This window comes from Paenarthrobacter sp. NPDC090517 (assembly GCF_044769165.1).
In the GTDB taxonomy this organism is placed as follows: Bacteria; Actinomycetota; Actinomycetes; order Actinomycetales; family Micrococcaceae; genus Arthrobacter.
This window is the reverse complement of sequence record NZ_JBIVXN010000006.1, coordinates 99685-117207: the sequence shown is the minus strand read 5'-3', so window position 1 is coordinate 117207 and position 17523 is coordinate 99685. Positions and strand designations below refer to the sequence as shown.

18 protein-coding genes are annotated in these 17523 nt (G+C 61.8%); 6 read left to right on the top strand and 12 right to left on the bottom strand.

Annotation, left to right across the window (positions count from 1 at the left end; all coding sequences use genetic code 11):
* Positions 1–25 precede the first annotated feature (25 nt).
* Genes ACIQTW_RS17720 through ACIQTW_RS17685 form a run of 8 tightly spaced genes read right to left on the bottom strand, consistent with a single transcriptional unit; the run spans position 26 to position 7308 of the window.
* Complete coding sequence (locus ACIQTW_RS17720; RefSeq protein ID WP_402939565.1) at positions 26–1165, bottom strand: Gfo/Idh/MocA family protein; 1140 nt, start codon at positions 1163–1165, stop codon at positions 26–28.
* Complete coding sequence (locus ACIQTW_RS17715; protein ID WP_402939562.1) at positions 1150–1851, bottom strand: ThuA domain-containing protein; 702 nt, start codon at positions 1849–1851, stop codon at positions 1150–1152. Before ACIQTW_RS17715 ends, ACIQTW_RS17720 begins: the two co-directional genes overlap by 16 nt.
* Positions 1852–1899: 48 nt before the next feature.
* Positions 1900–2904, bottom strand: coding sequence for a sugar phosphate isomerase/epimerase family protein (locus ACIQTW_RS17710; protein WP_402939560.1), 1005 nt, complete (start codon positions 2902–2904; stop codon positions 1900–1902).
* Positions 2905–2915: 11 nt separating this feature from the next.
* Positions 2916–4136 carry a Gfo/Idh/MocA family protein gene (locus ACIQTW_RS17705; RefSeq protein WP_402939558.1) on the bottom strand — a complete coding sequence of 407 codons (1221 nt, stop codon included), beginning with the start codon at positions 4134–4136 and terminating at the stop codon, positions 2916–2918.
* Positions 4137–4148: 12 nt separating this feature from the next.
* The gene (locus ACIQTW_RS17700) at positions 4149–5048 is read right to left on the bottom strand and encodes a carbohydrate ABC transporter permease (RefSeq protein ID WP_402939555.1); all 900 of its coding nucleotides are present in this window, start codon (positions 5046–5048) and stop codon (positions 4149–4151) included.
* A complete protein-coding gene (locus ACIQTW_RS17695; RefSeq protein WP_402939552.1) occupies positions 5048–5986 on the bottom strand; it encodes a carbohydrate ABC transporter permease in 939 nt (312 codons plus the stop codon). The genes ACIQTW_RS17700 and ACIQTW_RS17695 overlap by 1 nt, the downstream gene beginning before the upstream one ends.
* 4 nt (positions 5987–5990) lie before the next feature.
* On the bottom strand, positions 5991–6215 hold the full coding sequence (locus ACIQTW_RS17690; protein ID WP_402939549.1) for a hypothetical protein: 225 nt from the start codon (positions 6213–6215) through the stop codon (positions 5991–5993).
* Positions 6175–7308, bottom strand: a complete 1134-nt coding sequence (locus ACIQTW_RS17685; RefSeq protein WP_402939546.1) for an ABC transporter substrate-binding protein — start codon at positions 7306–7308, stop codon at positions 6175–6177. Before ACIQTW_RS17685 ends, ACIQTW_RS17690 begins: the two co-directional genes overlap by 41 nt.
* 284 nt (positions 7309–7592) lie before the next feature.
* Here ACIQTW_RS17685 and ACIQTW_RS17680 point away from each other — a divergent pair, with 284 nt between their 5' ends.
* Positions 7593–8660 (top strand): LacI family DNA-binding transcriptional regulator, encoded by a 1068-nt coding sequence (locus tag ACIQTW_RS17680; RefSeq protein WP_402939543.1) that lies wholly within the window; start codon positions 7593–7595, stop codon positions 8658–8660.
* Here ACIQTW_RS17680 and ACIQTW_RS17675 read toward each other — a convergent pair.
* Positions 8632–10092, bottom strand: coding sequence for a lipase maturation factor family protein (locus tag ACIQTW_RS17675; protein WP_402939540.1), 1461 nt, complete (start codon positions 10090–10092; stop codon positions 8632–8634). The genes ACIQTW_RS17680 and ACIQTW_RS17675 overlap by 29 nt on opposite strands.
* Positions 10093–10195: 103 nt before the next feature.
* Between ACIQTW_RS17675 and dxr the strand changes: the two genes are divergently transcribed.
* Genes dxr through ACIQTW_RS17650 form a run of 5 tightly spaced genes read left to right on the top strand, consistent with a single transcriptional unit; the run spans position 10196 to position 15116 of the window.
* Entirely contained in the window at positions 10196–11380 is a 1185-nt protein-coding gene (dxr, locus tag ACIQTW_RS17670) for a 1-deoxy-D-xylulose-5-phosphate reductoisomerase (RefSeq protein ID WP_402939537.1), read from the top strand.
* A 32-nt stretch (positions 11381–11412) separates the two neighbouring features.
* Positions 11413–12744, top strand: a complete 1332-nt coding sequence (locus ACIQTW_RS17665) for a M50 family metallopeptidase (protein WP_402939534.1) — start codon at positions 11413–11415, stop codon at positions 12742–12744.
* Between the two features lie 22 nt (positions 12745–12766).
* A complete protein-coding gene (locus tag ACIQTW_RS17660) occupies positions 12767–13060 on the top strand; it encodes a YciI family protein (protein ID WP_054808403.1) in 294 nt (97 codons plus the stop codon).
* Positions 13061–13108: 48 nt separating this feature from the next.
* Positions 13109–14275: a flavodoxin-dependent (E)-4-hydroxy-3-methylbut-2-enyl-diphosphate synthase gene (gene ispG / locus ACIQTW_RS17655; RefSeq protein WP_402939530.1), complete on the top strand. Its 1167-nt coding sequence runs from the start codon at positions 13109–13111 to the stop codon at positions 14273–14275.
* Positions 14238–15116 carry a GNAT family N-acetyltransferase gene (locus ACIQTW_RS17650; protein WP_402939848.1) on the top strand — a complete coding sequence of 293 codons (879 nt, stop codon included), beginning with the start codon at positions 14238–14240 and terminating at the stop codon, positions 15114–15116. The genes ispG and ACIQTW_RS17650 overlap by 38 nt, the downstream gene beginning before the upstream one ends.
* A 13-nt stretch (positions 15117–15129) precedes the next feature.
* Here ACIQTW_RS17650 and ACIQTW_RS17645 read toward each other — a convergent pair whose 3' ends face one another.
* The 3 genes from ACIQTW_RS17645 to ACIQTW_RS17635 are packed head-to-tail and all read right to left on the bottom strand — an operon-like array spanning position 15130 to position 17260.
* Positions 15130–15741 (bottom strand): TetR/AcrR family transcriptional regulator, encoded by a 612-nt coding sequence (locus ACIQTW_RS17645; RefSeq protein ID WP_091466420.1) that lies wholly within the window; start codon positions 15739–15741, stop codon positions 15130–15132.
* Positions 15738–16481: an ABC transporter permease gene (locus ACIQTW_RS17640; RefSeq protein WP_402939526.1), complete on the bottom strand. Its 744-nt coding sequence runs from the start codon at positions 16479–16481 to the stop codon at positions 15738–15740. The genes ACIQTW_RS17645 and ACIQTW_RS17640 overlap by 4 nt, the downstream gene beginning before the upstream one ends.
* Before the next feature lie 8 nt (positions 16482–16489).
* The gene (locus tag ACIQTW_RS17635; protein ID WP_402939523.1) at positions 16490–17260 is read right to left on the bottom strand and encodes an ABC transporter ATP-binding protein; all 771 of its coding nucleotides are present in this window, start codon (positions 17258–17260) and stop codon (positions 16490–16492) included.
* Positions 17261–17523 lie beyond the last annotated feature (263 nt).

The following is a 17523-nucleotide window of genomic DNA, read 5'->3' as shown; positions in this document are numbered from 1 at the left end:
GTCATCTCGGCGGGTGTGCTGAGTGCTAGGCGCGCACCGGAGTCGAGAGTTCCGTCAGTTCAACCACAGCGGGCCGGGAGGCCGTGCTCTTGATGGCCACTGCCTGCCCGTTCTTGGCCGATTCCAGCACCGATTCCATGACTTCCAAGGCATGGAAAGCCAGTTGGCCGCCGGCGCGGGGTTCCTGCCCGGCCGGGGTAGCCGCGAGGTCGGCGATTCCAAAGCCGCGCCCTGAGTCCACGTAGCCGGCAGAGACAGGGAGCGTCTCCCAATCCTCGGCACCAAGTGCGAACAACTGCACATCGCCGTCGAAATAATTGGGGTCCGGGACGATCAGCGAACCCGTTTCACCATGGATCTCAATGTTGGGGCTCTTCGTTTTTACGGCGTCGAAGCTCATGAACAGGGTGGATAAGGCACCGGAGGCATGTACCAAAACTCCGGTGACGTGCGAGTCAATATCCACCGGGACCTTTTGGCCTTGCCGCGGGCCCGAACCAATCGTGCGCTCGTTGCGGGTGTGGCTCGCAGCGCCCACCACGGAGATCACGGGTCCAAGCAGCGTGACAAGCGCCGAGACGTAGTAGGGACCCATGTCCAGCAGTGGCCCACCGCCGGGCTGGTAGTAGAAATCGGGGTTCGGATGCCATCGTTCGTGCCCTGGCGTTGCCATGGTGGCCGTAGCGGAAACAGGTGAGCCGATTAGTCCGTCGTCAATCGCTTTGCGGGCTGTCTGGATCCCCGTGCCCAGCACTGTGTCCGGCGCGCAGCCCACAGTAACTCCGGCCGCGGCGGCCGCATCCAGTACCTGCCGCGCCTCTGCCGTGGTGGCTGCCAGCGGCTTTTCACCGTAGACGGACTTACCGGCTGCGATGGCCCTGAGCGCGATCTCCGCGTGGGCGGCAGGGATGGTCAGGTTCAGGACGAGGTCCACGTCGTCCGCGGCCAGGAGGTCGTCCACGGTAAGTGCCCGGACGCCGTCGTACGAGTCCGCGACGGCCTGTGCCCGCGCCGGATCCAGGTCCGCGACCGTCACCAGGTTAATGGAATTTAGCCGACGGAAGTTGGCCAAGTACTGGGCGATGATGGCACCACAGCCGATGACTCCCACGTTCAGCGGCGTATCGGTGTTCAGTGGCTTGGACTCGTTTATCGAGATGCCCACAGCATGCCCCTTTCGATGATGGTGCGGACGTTGCTGTCCTGGAGAATTTCCACGCGGTGCCCTGGGGTGCAGACAAAGATCTTTCCTTTGCCCCACTGACGGGTCCAGATGGCGGGAGAGGTGACTTCGCGGTTCCACGGGTCCCACTCGCGGACTTTCTGGGTGGTGGTAGCCAGGACGTCGATGTAGTCGTCGGACAGGACCCAGTACTGTTCCGTGACGAGGTCGAAGTCGCCGGTTCCTTGAGTGATGGGGTGGTTGGATGCGGCAGGCAGCATGTTGACGGTGTACGGAACGTAGTTGTCTGACTGTTCGCCGATCTGCTCGTCAGCGTGCTTGCCGGGGTGGCAGGCAAACTGGCCGCCGATCAGATGCAGGTAGTCCGAGTTGTTGCGGTACGAATCAGCGATCCCGCCGTGCCAGCCCGCCAGGCCCGTGCCGTTTTCGACCGCAGTGCGCAGGCCCTCGAACTCATCCTTCTCAATGGTGGTCATGGTCATGCATTGCACGATTAGATCCACGGCGGCCATATATTCGGGGTCGGCGTAGATCTTGGGGGATTCCTCCACACGGACCTCGTAGCCGTTGTCCCTCAGGTAGGGAATGAACAGCTCTGTGGCCTCCACCGGCTGGTGTCCGTCCCAGCCGCCGCGAACCACCAGCGCTGTCTTGTTGTTGCTCGTCATGGTTTCCTTCGTTTTTGGGGCGTATTTCAGTGAGTCAGGGTGTTGTGATCAGCGCGTTGCAAAAGCGGCGTCAAAGGCGGCAGCCGGCGGGCGTATGGCGGCAAGTTCCCGGACCATGCGAAGCGCCTGGGGGGCTCCGACGAGTCGGTCCATTCCGGCGTCCTCCCACTCGATGCTGGTGGGGCCTTCATAGCCAATGGCGTTCAGCGTGCGGAAGATTGGCTCCCACTTCACGTCGCCGTGGCCGGCTGTGACAAAGTCCCAGCCACGACGCGGATCAGCCCATGGGAGGTGCGAACCCAGCCGCCCGTTCCGTCCGTTAAGCTGCCTGACGGACTCCTTCACATGGACGTGGAAGATCTTGTCCGCGAAGTCCTGGAGGAACATCACGGGGTCCAGGTCCTGCCAGATGAAATGGGACGGATCGAAGTTGAGGCCAAAGTTCTCCCGGTGCCCTACCGCGTCCAACGTTCGTTTGGCCGTCCAATAGTCGTAGGCGATTTCAGAGGGATGGACTTCCAAGGCGAATCGGACGCCCACTTCCTCAAAGACATCCAGGATGGGGTTCCAGCGGTCGGCAAAGTCCTGGTAACCACGCTCGATCATGGCATCCGAAGCCGGTGGGAACATGGCCACGCATTTCCAAATAGACGAGCCTGTGAATCCTGTGACCGTCTTTACTCCCAGCCTCGCGGCAGCACGTGCCGTCGTCTTCATGGCCTCCGCAGCCCGCTGGCGAACGCCCTCCGGCTCACCATCGCCCCAGACCGAAGGGCTCAGGATGTCCCGATGGCGTTCGTCAATGGGGTCGTCGCAGACGGCCTGGCCTGTGAGGTGGTTGGCGATTGCATGGACGGTCAGCTTGTGCTTTTCCAGGATGTCCAGCTTGCCCTGCAGATAGTTGTCGTCTGCCACAATGCGTTCGGGATCGAGGTGATCGCCCCAGCAGGCGATCTCCAATCCGTCGAAGCCCCACTCTCCAGCCAGCCGTGCCACTTCCTCGAACGGAAGGTCGGCCCACTGACCGGTGAACAAGGTGATGGGTCGGGTCATGTTGCTTCCTTTCACACGTTCTGCCATCGGCTTGAGTTGTCTGCGCTTGTCTCGACGGCGGCCAGCACCTTTTGCACCTGCAGGGCGTCAGCGAATGACGGCGAGGGCTGCTCGCCTGCGCTGATGGCAGCCACGAGGTCCACCACCTGATGCGTGAAGCCGTGCTCATAGCCGAGTCCGTGCCCTGTGGGCCACCAGTTGGCGGTGTACGGGTGGGAGGGCTCGGTAACCATGATTTTTCGGAAGCCTGAGTCGGGTTCCAACGTGGCATCGTAGAACTGCAGCGAGTTCATGTCCTCGAAGTCGAAGGAAATGGACCCCTTGGTGCCGTTGAGTTCCAAGCGCATTGCGTTCTTTCGTCCCAACGCAAAACGGGTGGCCTCGAAAATGCCGATGGGACCGGAGGAACCGCTGTTGCGCAAGCCTGCGTCAGCGTCGTCGTCGTGCTTGGCCTCAAAGCGGGCGGTGAACAGGGCAGCATCGTCCACGGTCACCGGACCGCGTGGACCGCCCGCGCCACCGTGACCGCCAAGGCCCACCAAGTCGCCGCCTACCGGGCGATCCTTCACGAAGGTCTCCAGCAAAGCCGAGACACCGGTGATGTTGAGTCCGGTGATCCATTGCGCGGCGTCAATGCTGTGCGCGCCGATGTCACCCAGGGAACCGGACCCGGACTTGGACTTTTCCAACCGCCAGGTCAGGGGAGCATCGGCGTCACTGAGCCAGTCCTGAAGGTACTGGGCGCGGACGTGGCGGATCTGGCCCAAACGGCCGTCATCCACCATGCGCTTGGCCAGTGCCAAGGCAGGCGTGCGTCGGTAACTGAAGCCGCACATGGAGAGCACCCCGCGTTCGGCAGCTGCCTGGGCTACCCGCGTCATCTTTTCGGCTTCCTCCACCGAGTTGGCCAACGGCTTTTCGCACAGGACATGCTTGCCGGCTTCGAGCGCAGCGATGGCTATCTCCGCATGGGTGTTGCCGGGAGTGCAGATGTCGATGAGATCGATGTCGTCGCGCTCAATGAGGCGGCGCCAATCTGTCTCGGTGGAGGCCCAGCCGTATTTGTTGGCCGCTGCCCGGACACCTTCCTCGTTCCGGCCCGCCACGGCGGTCAGTTCCGGAGCGAGTGGGAGGTCAAAGAATCGGGGCGCGGTCCTCCATGCATGGGAGTGGGCGGCGCCCATGAAGGCGTACCCCACCATGCCCACACGCAGGGGTTGAAGGTCTGTCATCGGAAATCCTTTCTACTTGCTGAACCCTGCGGTCAGGCCGCTGAGCAACTGCCGCCGTGCCACTACGTAGATCACCAGCAGTGGGAGCGTAGCCAGTACGACGGATGCGAGTACCGCCGGGATGTTGACGCTGAACTCCCCTTGGAAGGTCCACAGTGACAACGGCAGAACCCGGGTGTCCGGGCTTTGCGTAAGAATCAGCGGGAACAGGAATCCGTTCCACACATGTAGTGCGTTGTAGATGCCAACCGTGATGACAGCAGGCTTGGTCATGGGCAAGGCGAGGCGCCACATCATGGCCCAATCCGAGCAACCGTCCAGCCTCATCGACTCAAACAGTTCATTGGGCACATCGCGCATGAAGTTGGACAGGATGAGCACGGATACAGGGATCGCGAACGCGATGGAGGGCAGGATGAGCGCCAACAAGGTGTCGTACATATGGGCCTTGGTGATCATCCAGTAGATCGGAATGATGGTTGCGTGGAGCGGGATGGCCAAGCCCAGGAGGAAAACGTTATTGGTCCAGCTGAGGAACTTTCCCTTGCCCCTAACAATGGCGTAGGCGGCCATGAAAGCGACAAACAGTGCAGGAACCACGCTGCCAACGGTGACGATGAGGCTGTTGGTGAAGTACTTGGCGAAGTCGTTTTCCAGGACGAGCTTGTAGTTGTCCAGGGTTGGCTCTGCAGGTGGCAGCATCGGGTTGGACGTGAAGAATCCCGCCTGGTTCTTCAGGCTGGTAATCACCACGTAGTAAACAGGCACAATGATGATCGCCAGCCATAGCCAGCCTCCCAGTCCGCCCAGGAAGTTTGGCCGCGATCGGCCAAGCTTTGGGGGCCGACGGCGGGAAGTCACCGGTTGGGGCAGCGTTGCCGGTGCTGTGGGGAGTTGGGTGGTGGAAGCCATTACGCACCTTCCAGTTGGCTGGCGTTGCGGTTCTTGCCGCCGAGTCGTTGCAGGAACAGTGCCAAGGCCAGGCCGATGACAACGAGGATGACGCCAAGGGCGCTCGCCGCTCCCATGTCGTTGGCTTTGAAGCCTGTGAGGTACATGTGCAGGGGCAGGAGCCTGGTGGAGTAGCCGGGCCCGCCGGCAGTGAGCACGAAGATCAGGTCGAAGTAGGCCAGCGAGCCCACCACCATGAGGGTAGAGGAGGTGATCATGGTGTATTTCAACTGCGGCAAGGTGATGTTGAAGAACTGCTGGACACGGCCGGCGCCATCAATCTGGGCGGCCTCGTACAGCGAGGCAGGAATCTGCCGAACGCCGCCTTGGTAGATCAGGGTATGGAACGGCACGAACTGCCAGGCGATGACGAACACCACCACAAACAGCACCAGATCCGAGTTGCCCAGCCAGTCTTGGGCGAGGAACGGCAGACCAAGGCCGGGCCCGAGTCCGAAGTTCGGATCCAGTAGTGCCTTAAAGGCGATGGCCACCGCGGCAGAGGAGAGGAGCAGGGGCACGAAGTAGAGCACAGCCAGTGCCGCGCGGTACTTCTGGCTCGCCGCAGTGAATACGCCGAGAAGGAGACTGATGGGTGCTTGGACAATGAAGGAGAAAAACATGATCTTGGCCGTCACCAATAAAGCGTTGCCCGTGACGGGATCGGCCAGGACTGTGTTCCAGCTGGACAGGCCGTCGAACTTGATCTCGCCGAGTCCGTCCCAGCGGGTGAAGCTAAGGAACAGGACTCCCAGGAGCGGGAGGATGGCGAACACCATGAAGAACGCGAGTGCTGGTACGGCCAGCCACCCCGACGGGCCCTTCTCCAGGGTCCGTCGGGTGTCGGGGGCGCTATCCGCGCCCACTGACCGTTGTGGAGTGCTGGTAGTTGCAGACACCGTGTTACTTCCCGATCGTAGCGTTCATGGTGGAAGCGAACTGCTCCGGAGTGATCTTCTTGAGGAAGATCTGGTCGAGGTTGGCCAGCATTGCATCTCCCTGTGCGGGGCTGAGTGCCTGGTCCCAGGAAAGCGTGAAGTCCGGGGCGTCCTTCGCCAGGCCATAGACGTAGCTCAGGAAGTCCTTGTCAGGGGAGGCAGCGAGCTTTTCTTCGATGCCGGTGACCACAGGCACCGCTCCTGAGTCGATCAGGCTTTGGACGTTCTCGTCCGTGAACATTCCGTCCTTGACGTACTCCAGGGCTGTCTTCTTCTGGTCCTCGGGCCTTGGAGGATACGGACCAGAAGTTGGACGGGTTACCCACAACGTTCGCGGGGTCACCCTTGCCGCCCTCAACGGTGGGGAAGGGGGCGTATCCGAGCTTGCCGCTGGAGACGAAGTCGGCGGCGTCCTTCTTCATGCCTTGGTAAATCCAGCTGCCCTGCAGGATCATGGCGGCCTTGCCCGTGTACAGCAGCGCCTGGTCCGCGTTGCTGTCAGCGGCAATGGAGGAGAAACCGTTGATGAAGCCACCGGCGTCTACCAGTTCCTGGATTTTCGTCAGAGCTTCGATCACTGCGGGGTGGGACCACGCTTCCGGCTTGTTGGCTGCGATGTTGGCGAAGACTTCAGGGCCGCCGATGCGGTCCACAAGGTATTCAAGCCACATCAGGTCCGGCCACTTGGACTGGCCTCCCAGGGAGAAAGGTGCCACGCCGGCTTCCTTGAACTTGGGTACCAGCGCCATGAGGTCATCCCAGGTCTTTGGCGCAACAGCCCCGATCTTGTCGAAGACTTCCTTGTTGTAGTACAGGACAACGGGCTGCACCTTGTTGTTGGGCAGTGCATAGGTCTTTCCGTCGATCACGCCGCTCTCGAGGATGGAGGGAAGGTAGCGGCTCTGAACGTCAGGGTTCTCTTTAAGGAATCCCGTCAGATCATCCACTTGACCGGCATCGACGTAGGACTTGAGGACCCCGCCGCCCCAGCCGTAAACCAGTGTCGGCCCTTGGCCGGCACCGACGGCGGTGCGGACCTTGGTCTTGTAGGCATCGTTGGCGAAGAAGTCGAGCTTGATGGCGGAGTCCGGGTGGGACTTGTTCCAGGAGTCAATGGATGCCTGGAACACGGGCTGGTCGCCACCGGTGAGTCCCCACATGGTTGCTGAGTCCGCCGAGGCTCCTGTTCCGGCCGGACCTGAGGACCCGCAGGCTACGAGCGCGATCGACATAGCGGCTGCAGAAACGGCCATTCCGGCGGTGCGCAACTTGAGATTATTCATGTGCAGTTTCCATTCGTCCTTCGGGCTCGACGCTGATTGCCCGGTTGTGCGTGTAAAAAGCCACACTCCGCGGTGAGGGGATCGACTGCGATCACCAGCATCCATTGATATTTCGAAATATTTCGAACATCCTTTCGGAAGTGCCCACCAAATTTAGCCGTGACCTGCATCACCGTCAAGAGCTATCTGTGCCCGGATTTAGAAGAAATTGAACTTCCATTGACGGATACTGCTGCGATCAAGCACACTGTAATCGTCCGAAATATTTCGAAAGCAGGAGCATTGTGGAACGAGATCTCCGCCCATCCAGGCTCACCTTGGCAGCGGTGGCAGCCGAGGTAGGTGTCTCCGCGCCTACCGTTTCCAAGGTGGTCAATGGGCGTGAGGACGTGGCGGAAGCCACCCGCGCCAAGGTTTTGGCGGCTCTGCAGCGCACCGGCTACAGATCGCCACTGCAACGCAAAAGCATCCCTGAACATCGTGCGGTGGAGGTCGTCTTCGACTCCTTGAATTCTGCTTACGGAGTGGAAGTGCTCAATGGAGTGATGGAGCACGCAGCGGTGTCGGACATGGAGGTGATTCTCTCCATCACGGGGAGGCAGGCGGGCTCGCCACTGGGGCCTGAGGAACGGGCGCAGCGCCTGATCGACGAGGGTCGCGCCGGCATGATCGTGGTGACCTCCGCCTTCGGCGCGGCGCAGCTGGAGGCATTCAAGCGGCGCCAGATCCCCATCGTGGTGGTGGACCCGCTGAATCCGCCACCAGCTGACGTCTTTAGTGTTGGCGCCAGCAATTGGGCCGGCGGTAAGGCTGCGGCATCACACCTTCTGGAGCTGGGGCATAGAAGAATCGCCTACATCGGCGGTCCCTCCACTGCGGAGTGCAGCCAGGCCCGGCTGCACGGTTACATGGCAGCATTGATGGCGGAGGGAGTGGCAGTGGACCACGAGTACATTTCCGCTGGACCCTTCAAGCCGGAAAACGGAGTTCGCGCCATGAAGGCCCTGCTGGCGCTCGACAATCCGCCCACGGCGATCTTTGCCGGCAGCGACAGCATCGCGCTGGGGGTGCTCGCTGAAGCGCGGCGCCAGAACGTGCGCATTCCCGAGGAAATGAGCCTGGTCGGCTTTGACGGCACGCACCAAGCCGAAGAATCGGTGCCTCCGCTGACGTCAGTGTCCCAACCCTTGCAAGAGATGGGACGGTCGGCCCTGAGCTTCATCCTCCGCCAGAAAAATGGCGAGGAAATCGATTCGCGAAGAGTGGAGTTGGCTACGCACCTCGTCGTCCGAGAGTCCACCGCCCCACCGCGGGCGTCAAACGCTAGGGCAGCCGCCGCCGTCGAGGACTAAGCGAGAGCGGCGGGATCGCGTCATACAGCAGCACCCGAACCCAACGTTCGCCCGTCTCACGGAACTCCGCGCGGCTGGCGAAACGGTAGAGGTAGCTGCGCGCCCTCACCCAACGGGGGCGGTCGCCGTCGAAGGGGTCACGGCGCAGCAGTCCAAGCGTGGGTTTGTCGGCCTCCAATAATCTGTGCAGGAACACATAAAACCAGTCCTCATGGACGGTACGCAGCGGCAGGAACCACATCAGCCAATCCAAGCGCAGGTGGTACGGCGCCCATTGCCGGGGGAGTCGCCGAACGTCGCCGGGCTTGCCCTTAAAACTGTACTCAAGCCAGTGCTCGTCCGATGCGTCCGGTTCCTCAGCCAGGGTGCCCTCCACCACGATCTCGATCCGTTGCTTGGTCACCGTCCCAAAAGCTCCGTAGGCGTTCACCAAGCGCCACCGGTTGAAACTGGCGTTCATTAACTGATGGCTGGAGAACAGGTTGAGGAGCGGCCGGTAGCTGAACACCAGCAATAGAACGGTAATAAGCACGACGACGGCGAGCCACCACACCGGGGTGGCGGCACCCTGGTGCCACTCCAGCGGGATAAACGGAAAAATCGCATGGGCCACGGGATCACTGACAGCAGCGAAAGCCAGGATGACTGCCACCCAGTTCAGCCAGGCAAAATTTCCGGTACCCACCAACCACAGCTGCGTCGCGATGATGATGCCTGCGGCAATACTCGCCAGAGGTTGAGGTGCGAACAGGAAGAACGGCACCACCAACTGAGCAAAATGGTTGCCCAGCACCTCCACCTTGTGCAGCGGACGTGGCAAAAGGTGCGCCTGCCTGCTGAGCGGGCCAGGCATTGGCTGGGTTTCATGGTGATAGAACATTGCCGTCATGTCGCGCCACTCGCGGCCGCCCCGGATCTTGATCATTCCAGCGCCGAATTCAAGGCGGAACACGAGCCACAGAATGAGGACGAGGATGGTTGTGGGCGGCGGAGTCTGGTCCGAGCCAAGGAATGCCACGGTGAATCCGGCCTCAAGAAGAAGGATCTCCCAGCCGAACCCATAGAACGTTTGGCCCACGTTAACGATCGACATGTAAAGGAACCAGAGCGCGAGGAAAGCCAGCATAGGCAGCCACGGAGGACCCATTTGGGGGAGGCCGGCCACCAGCAGAACCGACACGCCCATCCCCGTCCAGCACACGGCCTTGAGCAGCGCGTCGGAATAGCGCCATTGGAACAGAGTGGGTCTTGCCAGCTTGCGGGCCATGTCCAGGAAAGCCGGTACAGGCAACAGGCCGCGCTCGCCGAGGAGTGCCGGGAACTGGTTCAACGTCGAGAGGAACGCAACTGCGTAGAGCACGGCTGTGCCGCGCTGCAGCACTTGCCGGGCGAACTCGTAGTCCCGCGCATCAAACCAGGACATCCACTCCACGATTCCACGGTACGCGGGGGAACGCGGTGGTCAAGCGGTGCCGGTTTTCCACTTATGCCCGATTCCGTTCGCGGCCTCCGGTGTCGACTGGGATACTTAATCAATGCAGCCGCGCAAGATCGTCATCCTCGGGTCCACCGGTTCCATCGGCACACAAGCGATTGACGTCGTCGATGCTGCCCCGCACCGTTTCGAGGTGGTGGCCCTCAGCGCCGGCGGAGGAAACCTTGAACTCATCGCGCAGCAGGCCGTCCACACCAGGGCGCAAGCCGTGGGCATTGCCCAAGGAGATCCGGCAGAGCTTCGACGCCTGATCGATGCCGAGGCCGCCATTGCGGGCGTGCGCGGCTTTGCTCCGGAGATTTTTGTTGGGCCGGACGCCTCCACGCAGATCGCAGCCATCAAGTGCGACGTCGTCCTCAATGGCATCACCGGTTCAATCGGGTTGGCACCCACCCTGGCCGCGCTCGGCACCGGAGCCACCCTGGCACTTGCCAACAAGGAATCGTTGATTGTCGGCGGTGCCCTGGTCAAAGCCGCTGCTGGCCCAGGCCAGATCGTCCCCGTCGATTCGGAGCACTCCGCCATCGCCCAGTGCCTCCGTTCGGGCACGGACCAGGAAGTTGAAAAGCTGATCCTGACCGCTTCAGGCGGCCCCTTTCGCGGACGCACGCGGGAGCAACTCCACAACGTCACACCACAGGAGGCGCTCGCGCACCCCACCTGGGATATGGGCCTCATGGTCACCACAAACTCAGCCAGCTTGGTCAACAAGGGCCTTGAAGTGATTGAGGCCCACCTGCTGTTCGACGTTCCCTTGGACAGGATCGATGTGGTGGTCCATCCACAATCGGTGGTCCACTCCATGGTCCAGTTCGTGGACGGCTCCATCATCGCCCAGGCTTCGCCGCCGGACATGCGGCTGCCGATTGCCCTGGGGCTGGGCTGGCCGGACCGTGTTCCTCGCGCTGCCCAGGCGTGCGACTGGACCCAAGCGACCAGCTGGACGTTCGAACCCTTGAACACCGTGGCCTTCCCCGCAGTGGACCTCGCCAAGGACGCAGCCAAGCAGGGCAGCACGTTTCCCGCGGTCTTCAACGCCGCCAATGAAGAAGCCGTAGAGGCCTTCCATGCTGGCCGCATCCGCTTCACGGACATTGTGGATACCGTGGAATCCGTCCTCAGCGAACATTCAGGCTCTTCTGAGCTAACAGTGGAGTCCGTGCTGGATGCTGAGAAGTGGGCACGCGCCCGTACCCTTGATCGTTTAGCCAGCAGCGCCCTGTAGCTCACAACCCTTATGGAAGCAGTCCCACCGGCATGAGTCCCGTCCTTCTCTTCATTCTCGGAGTCGTCTTCGTCGCGATCGGCGTAGCTGTTTCCATTGCGCTTCACGAGGTGGGCCACTTGGTTCCTGCCAAGCTGTTCAAAGTCCGCGTCACCAAGTACATGATCGGCTTCGGACCCACCTTGTGGTCCAAGAAGAAGGGCGAGACCGAGTACGGCTTCAAGGCGCTTCCGTTGGGCGGCTACGTGTCCATGATCGGCATGTACCCGCCGAACAAGGAAGACGGCGCTGTCCGCCCCTCCAGTACGGGCATGTTCCAGACGCTCGCCACCGAGGCGCGCTCCATGGCGCACGAGGAAGTAGGGCCGGGGGACGAAAACCGCGTCTTCTACAAGCTTCCCGTCTGGAAAAAGATCATCGTCATGCTTGGTGGTCCTGCCATGAACATGCTGATCGGGTTGATACTGCTGGCTGTCCTGCTCATGGGCTTCGGCATGGCAACAGCAACCACTACCATCGCGGACGTTTCCAAGTGCCAGGTAGCGGCAGGGGAGACCGTGGACCCCGACTCGGCCGATTGCAAACTGACTCCCGCCGCGGCGGCGGGCCTCCAGCCGAATGACACCATTACTTCCTTCGACGGAAAAGCCGTCACCAGCTGGGACGAACTTACCGGCTGGATCCGTGCATCCGCTGGCAGAGACGTGCCCATCACCGTGGAGCGCAACGGATCGACCCTGGAAACTACGGTGACGCCTGTACTATCCTCACGGCCTGTGGTCGGGACCGACGGCCGGCCTGAGCAGGACGCCAACGGGGTGCTGAAATACCAGGAAGTGGGATTCCTTGGGATCGGGGCCCAAAGTGAACTGGTTCCCCAACCGGCGTCGGCCGTTTTGCCCATGGCCGGAGAGAACATCAAGCAGATTTCCGGTGTGATCTTCAACCTGCCGGCCAGGGTGGTTGGAGTGGCGAAGGCGGCCTTCAGCGAAGAGCCCCGCGACCCGAACGGGCCCATCAGCGTGGTGGGTGTAGGCCGGGTTGCAGGTGAAGTTGCGGCCATGGAGCAGGTGCCCATGCAAGCCCGCATCGGCACCCTGATCGGCTTGCTCGCGGGGCTTAACTTCGCACTGGCGATCTTCAACCTCATTCCCCTTCTGCCCCTTGACGGCGGCCATGTAGCCGGCGCGCTCTACGAAGGGGTCCGACGCCGGGTGGCCAAGCTCCTGGGTAAACCGGACCCGGGCGCGTTCGACATCGCCAAGCTGCTGCCAGCCACGTACGTGGTCGCAGCGCTGCTGATGGCCATGGGCGCCCTCCTGATCTATGCGGACATCGTGAAGCCCGTGAACATTTTCGGCTGAGTAGGCGGGATAGGCTAGCTCCATGACTGTTTTCGCTGTTGAGTATGTATACGTCGCCGAATCCGACGCCCTCCGCGATGAAGCCCGCCCCGCACACCGTGCCTGGCTCGGCGACCTGGCCGAGGAAGGCAAACTGCTTGCCAGTGGCCCTTACGGTGACGGTGCAGGCGCCCTGCTGATCTTCAAGTCCGCGGACGAAGCCGAACTCAATGACCTCCTCAAGCAGGATCCGTTCGCCGAAGCCGGAGTTGTCGCCGGCATCCGCACCACGGAATGGGCGCCTAACACCGGCGTCCTGGCTGCCTACGCGTCCTAGTCCGGACGTTCTCCACCACAACGATCCACCCCAACCCAAGGAGTCCACGTGACCTCGGTCAGCCTGGGAATGCCAGCAGCCCCACCGCCCGTTCTTGCCCCGCGCCGTAAGACGCGGCAGATCAAGGTAGGGTCCGTTGGCGTCGGTTCTGACTCGCCCATCAGCGTGCAGTCCATGACCACCACGCCCACCACGGATATCAACGCCACGCTGCAGCAGATTGCTGAGCTGACGGCTTCAGGCTGCGACATTGTGCGTGTTGCCTGCCCGTCAGCCGACGATGCCGAGGCTTTGCCGATCATTGCCCGCAAGTCCCAGATTCCCGTAATTGCGGATATCCACTTCCAGCCGAAGTACGTTTTCGCCGCAATCGAAGCCGGATGCGCGGCGGTTCGCGTTAACCCTGGCAATATCCGCAAGTTCGATGACCAGGTCAAAGAAATCGCTGCAGCCGCGCATGACCATGGAACATCCATTCGGATCGGCGTTAACGCGGGCTCCCTTGAACCCGGGATCATGAAGAAGTACGGCAAGGCCACCCCGGAGGCACTTGTTGAGTCCGCAGTCTGGGAAGCCTCGCTGTTCGAAGAGCACGGTTTCCATGACTTCAAGATCTCCGTTAAGCACAACGATCCTGTGATCATGGTGGCCGCGTACGAGATGCTGGCCGAGAAGGGCGACTGGCCTTTGCACCTTGGCGTGACCGAGGCCGGACCGGCATTCCAAGGCACTATCAAGTCGGCAACGGCTTTCGGTGCACTCCTGTCCCGCGGCATTGGCGACACCATCCGTGTTTCCCTCTCGGCTCCGCCAGTGGAGGAAATCAAGGTGGGCAACCAGATCCTGCAATCCCTGAACCTTCGCCCGCGCAAGCTCGAAATCGTCTCCTGCCCGTCCTGTGGTCGCGCGCAGGTGGACGTGTACACGCTGGCCGAGCAGGTAACCGCAGGTTTGGAAGGCATGGAGATCCCGTTGCGCGTAGCCGTCATGGGTTGCGTCGTCAACGGACCCGGTGAGGCCCGTGAAGCGGACCTCGGTGTGGCCTCCGGAAACGGCAAAGGCCAGATTTTCGTGAAGGGCGAAGTCATCAAGACTGTGCCTGAGAGCGAAATTGTTGAGACACTGATCGAAGAGGCCATGCGCATCGCCGAAGAGATGGGGGAGGCCGATGGCGAAGATGCTGTCAAGGGTAGCCCCGTGGTTAGCGTCTCGTAACGAGAACGGGTTGGGAGTCAGGGTGCTCGGCAGTGCCGACACCCTGGCTCTCCGCGCCCTGGCCAAGGAAGACGTGGTAGCCAACGTTTTCATCCTCGCCCACTTGGAAAGCACCGGAACAGCGGCGCCCACCAGCGGCGGTGCCAGCATTTTCGGAGTCTTCGACGGCGAAACGCTGCTTGGCGCGTGTTGGGCGGGAGCCAACTTGGTCCCTGTGCAGCTCGATCCCGGGCTGGCGGGATATGTGGCCAGCGCGGCCCACGAAACAGGCCGCCGCTACGCATCCATTTTTGGTCCGGCGGAAACTGTCCTGGCCCTCTATACGCGATTCGAGCAATTGGGTCATGGTGCCCATGAAGTTCGCTCCCAGCAACCGCTACTTACCATTTCCAGCCCACCTGTCATCGGCGCCAACCCTGCCCTGACATTCGGCACCATGGCGGACTTCGATCGCATCCTGCCCGCCTGCGCAGCCATGTTCGAAGAAGAGGTTGGCTACTCGCCCTTCCTCGGAGGGCAAGAGTTCTACAGCAGGCGCGTCGCTGGCCTTATTCGTGAGGGCCATTCCTTGGTCCACATCGATGCCAACGGCACTGTGGTCTTCAAAGCCGAGTTAGGGGCAGTCACGCGGGACGTCACTCAGGTTCAAGGCGTGTGGATGAACCCCGAATTGCGGGGCCGCGGCCAAAGCGGTGGCTACATGGCCGCCGTCGTGAATCTCTCCCGAACCTTCGCCCCGGTGACGAGCCTCTACGTGAATGACTACAACGCCAAAGCCCGCGCCACGTATGAGCGCGTCGGCTTCGAACAAGTGGGCACCTTCGCGACGGTGCTGTTCTAGCCACAACTGACAGCTACTTGGACGAGTCAAGGTCTCCTGTGAGGTAGCGCTGGATGTTTGGTGCGACGAAGCGGACCACGTCTTCCTGATCCGCCGAGGCCAGGGGCTCGAGCCGGATTACGTAGCGGACCAGCATGAGCCCCACAACTTGCGTGGCCACAAGATTGCCGCGCACGCGTACTTCTTCGGGCGAACCGGGCAGCCCCGCCATGATCCTGGACAGTATGGTGCGGTTCACCATTTCGCGCATGAGTGCCGTCTTGGCCTTGGAGCCGATGGTTCCCCGGACAAAGGCCACCAGGCCATGCTGGGCCGGGCTTTCCCAAAGCCGCAGCACTGCCCGGACAATCGCTTCCGCCCTTACGGCCGGGTCCAGGGTTTCGACGCCGGCAAGAACCTCTGCCGGGTCAGCGGGCAACTCCACGCTGGCGGCAAAAAGCTCGTCCTTGCCCCCGAAGAAGTGGTGCACCATGGCCGGATCCACCGATGACTCACGGGCTACCTGCCGAAGGCTTGTCCCTTCGAATCCCTGCTCAGCGAAAAGTTTTCGTGCAGCTGCGAGGATGGCTTCCCGCGAATGATCTCCTGCGCTGCGGCGGCCCCGGCGTGCCTGCGGGAGGCTCATCTGGTTTGCCTTCGAAGGGTCAGTGATGCCAGGACCAGAACTCCTACGACAATCCCGCCCATGGTCAGGGCGTCCTGCCACATCGCTGGCGTGGCTTCGGCATTCCCGGCGATCTCTTGCAGTGCGTCCACGGAGAACGTGAGCGGCAAAACACCGGATATAGCTCCCAGGACCTCGTTCATATCGTCCCGGGCCACGAACAACCCGCACAACAGGATTTGCGGCACCACCACCACGGGCATGAACTGCACGGCCTGGAACTCGGTGCGGGCGAACGCTGAACACAACAGCCCCAGCGCGACGCCCAAGACGGCGTTGATAACGGCGATCATCACCACATAGCCGGGACTTCCTTTGATGTCGAGGTCGAAAATCCAGTAGGCCACGGCCGTTGCCACCAAGGATTGCAGGGCGGCCATGATGGAGAAGGCCAGAGCGTAGCCAAACAGCAGGTCTGCCTTGTGGATCGGGGTGGTCAGAAGGCGTTCGAGCGCCCCGGAGGTGCGTTCCCGAAGCATGGTGATGGACGTGACCAGGAACATGACCACGAAGGGGAAGATCGCCAACATCATCAGGCCCACGCGGTCGAAGGTGCGGGGGAATCCGGGCGGGAGTGTTTCGTTCTCGAAGAGGAAATAGACGGCGGTCAGGAGCAGTGCCGGAACCACGAGGATCAGTGCGACGCTCCGGTGGTCGTGCCGCAGTTGTCCCAGGACCCGGGTGGTGGTGGCAAGGGTCATGCGGAGATTCATGGCGTCACCTGGCTTTCTTCGTGGCCCCGGGGAGCGCCCTTGGTGGCCTGCTCAGCGGCTTTGATGATGGTCAGGAACGCCCGCTCCAGATCGTCGCTCCCGCCGCGTTCGGCCAGCTCTGCAGGAGTCAACTGAGCCAGCAGAAGGCCATCCCGCAGCAGCAGGAGTGAGGAACAGTGGGAAGCTTCCTCCATGACGTGGCTGGACACCAGCAGGGTGGTTCCGCCGGCAGCCATGGCGCCGAACCGCTGCCATAACTCGGCGCGGAGTACGGGATCCAGCCCAACAGTGGGCTCGTCCAGGATCAGGAGCCGGGGATGGGCCACCAGCGCACAAGCAAGGGACACACGGCTGAATTGCCCGCCGGATAGGTCTGCTGCCTTCTGGCGGGCGAACTCCTGAAGTCCGACGGCGGCAATTGCTTCCGCGGCGTCAGCCGCCGTTGCGCCGTGCATGGCTCCGAAGTACCGAACGTTCGCTTCGACCCTGAGGTCTCCATAAACACTCGCGCCTTGGGTGACGTAACCGACGTCGTGCCTGAGCGGTGCGCTGCCAGCCGGCCGGCCGAGGACGGTAACGGTTCCCCGGGTGATTCGCTGGACGCCGACGATTGCCCTCATGAGCGTCGTTTTGCCGCTGCCGGAAGGACCCAAAAGCCCGGTGATGCGTCCGGAGTCGACCGTGAAGTCCAGGCCTCGCAGGATCTTGGTGCGTGAACGGGAGACATGGAGTCCCGTCGCCTCGATGGCCGATGGTGCGGGTGTCATGCGGACCTCCCATGGTTGGATTAATTCACCAACTGATGAATTAAAGCTAGATCCAGCGAAGATGCCGGTCAAGGGGCCGCCAGCGAAGCCAGTCCTTGAAAATGTGTCCGCTATCACATAAGTTCTTCCCAAGCCGTGTCGTTGGGGTGCGGGTGGTACAGGGGGAATCATGACCAAGACCTTGAAGGGCGCCAGCGGCGGCCGTGCCATCCGTGTTTTCGGCAGTGACCAATGCCTCCCAGTCGCAGGCGATCCCGTTCCGC

Bases quoted from the DNA above. Each gene is read 5' to 3' on its own strand.
- ACIQTW_RS17715 (WP_402939562.1), bottom strand. From the start codon at position 1,851: ATGACGAGCAACAACAAGACAGCGCTGGTGGTTCGCGGCGGCTGGGAC.
- ACIQTW_RS17710 (WP_402939560.1), bottom strand. From the start codon at position 2,904: ATGACCCGACCCATCACCTTGTTCACCGGTCAGTGGGCCGACCTTCCG.
- ACIQTW_RS17705 (WP_402939558.1), bottom strand. From the start codon at position 4,136: ATGACAGACCTTCAACCCCTGCGTGTGGGCATGGTGGGGTACGCCTTC.
- ACIQTW_RS17700 (WP_402939555.1), bottom strand. From the start codon at position 5,048: ATGGCTTCCACCACCCAACTCCCCACAGCACCGGCAACGCTGCCCCAA.
- ACIQTW_RS17685 (WP_402939546.1), bottom strand. From the start codon at position 7,308: ATGAATAATCTCAAGTTGCGCACCGCCGGAATGGCCGTTTCTGCAGCC.
- dxr (WP_402939537.1), top strand. From the start codon at position 10,196: ATGCAGCCGCGCAAGATCGTCATCCTCGGGTCCACCGGTTCCATCGGC.
- ACIQTW_RS17665 (WP_402939534.1), top strand. From the start codon at position 11,413: ATGAGTCCCGTCCTTCTCTTCATTCTCGGAGTCGTCTTCGTCGCGATC.
- ACIQTW_RS17660 (WP_054808403.1), top strand. From the start codon at position 12,767: ATGACTGTTTTCGCTGTTGAGTATGTATACGTCGCCGAATCCGACGCC.
- ACIQTW_RS17650 (WP_402939848.1), top strand. From the start codon at position 14,238: ATGCTGTCAAGGGTAGCCCCGTGGTTAGCGTCTCGTAACGAGAACGGG.
- ACIQTW_RS17645 (WP_091466420.1), bottom strand. From the start codon at position 15,741: ATGAGCCTCCCGCAGGCACGCCGGGGCCGCCGCAGCGCAGGAGATCAT.
- ACIQTW_RS17640 (WP_402939526.1), bottom strand. From the start codon at position 16,481: ATGACCCTTGCCACCACCACCCGGGTCCTGGGACAACTGCGGCACGAC.
- ACIQTW_RS17635 (WP_402939523.1), bottom strand. From the start codon at position 17,260: ATGACACCCGCACCATCGGCCATCGAGGCGACGGGACTCCATGTCTCC.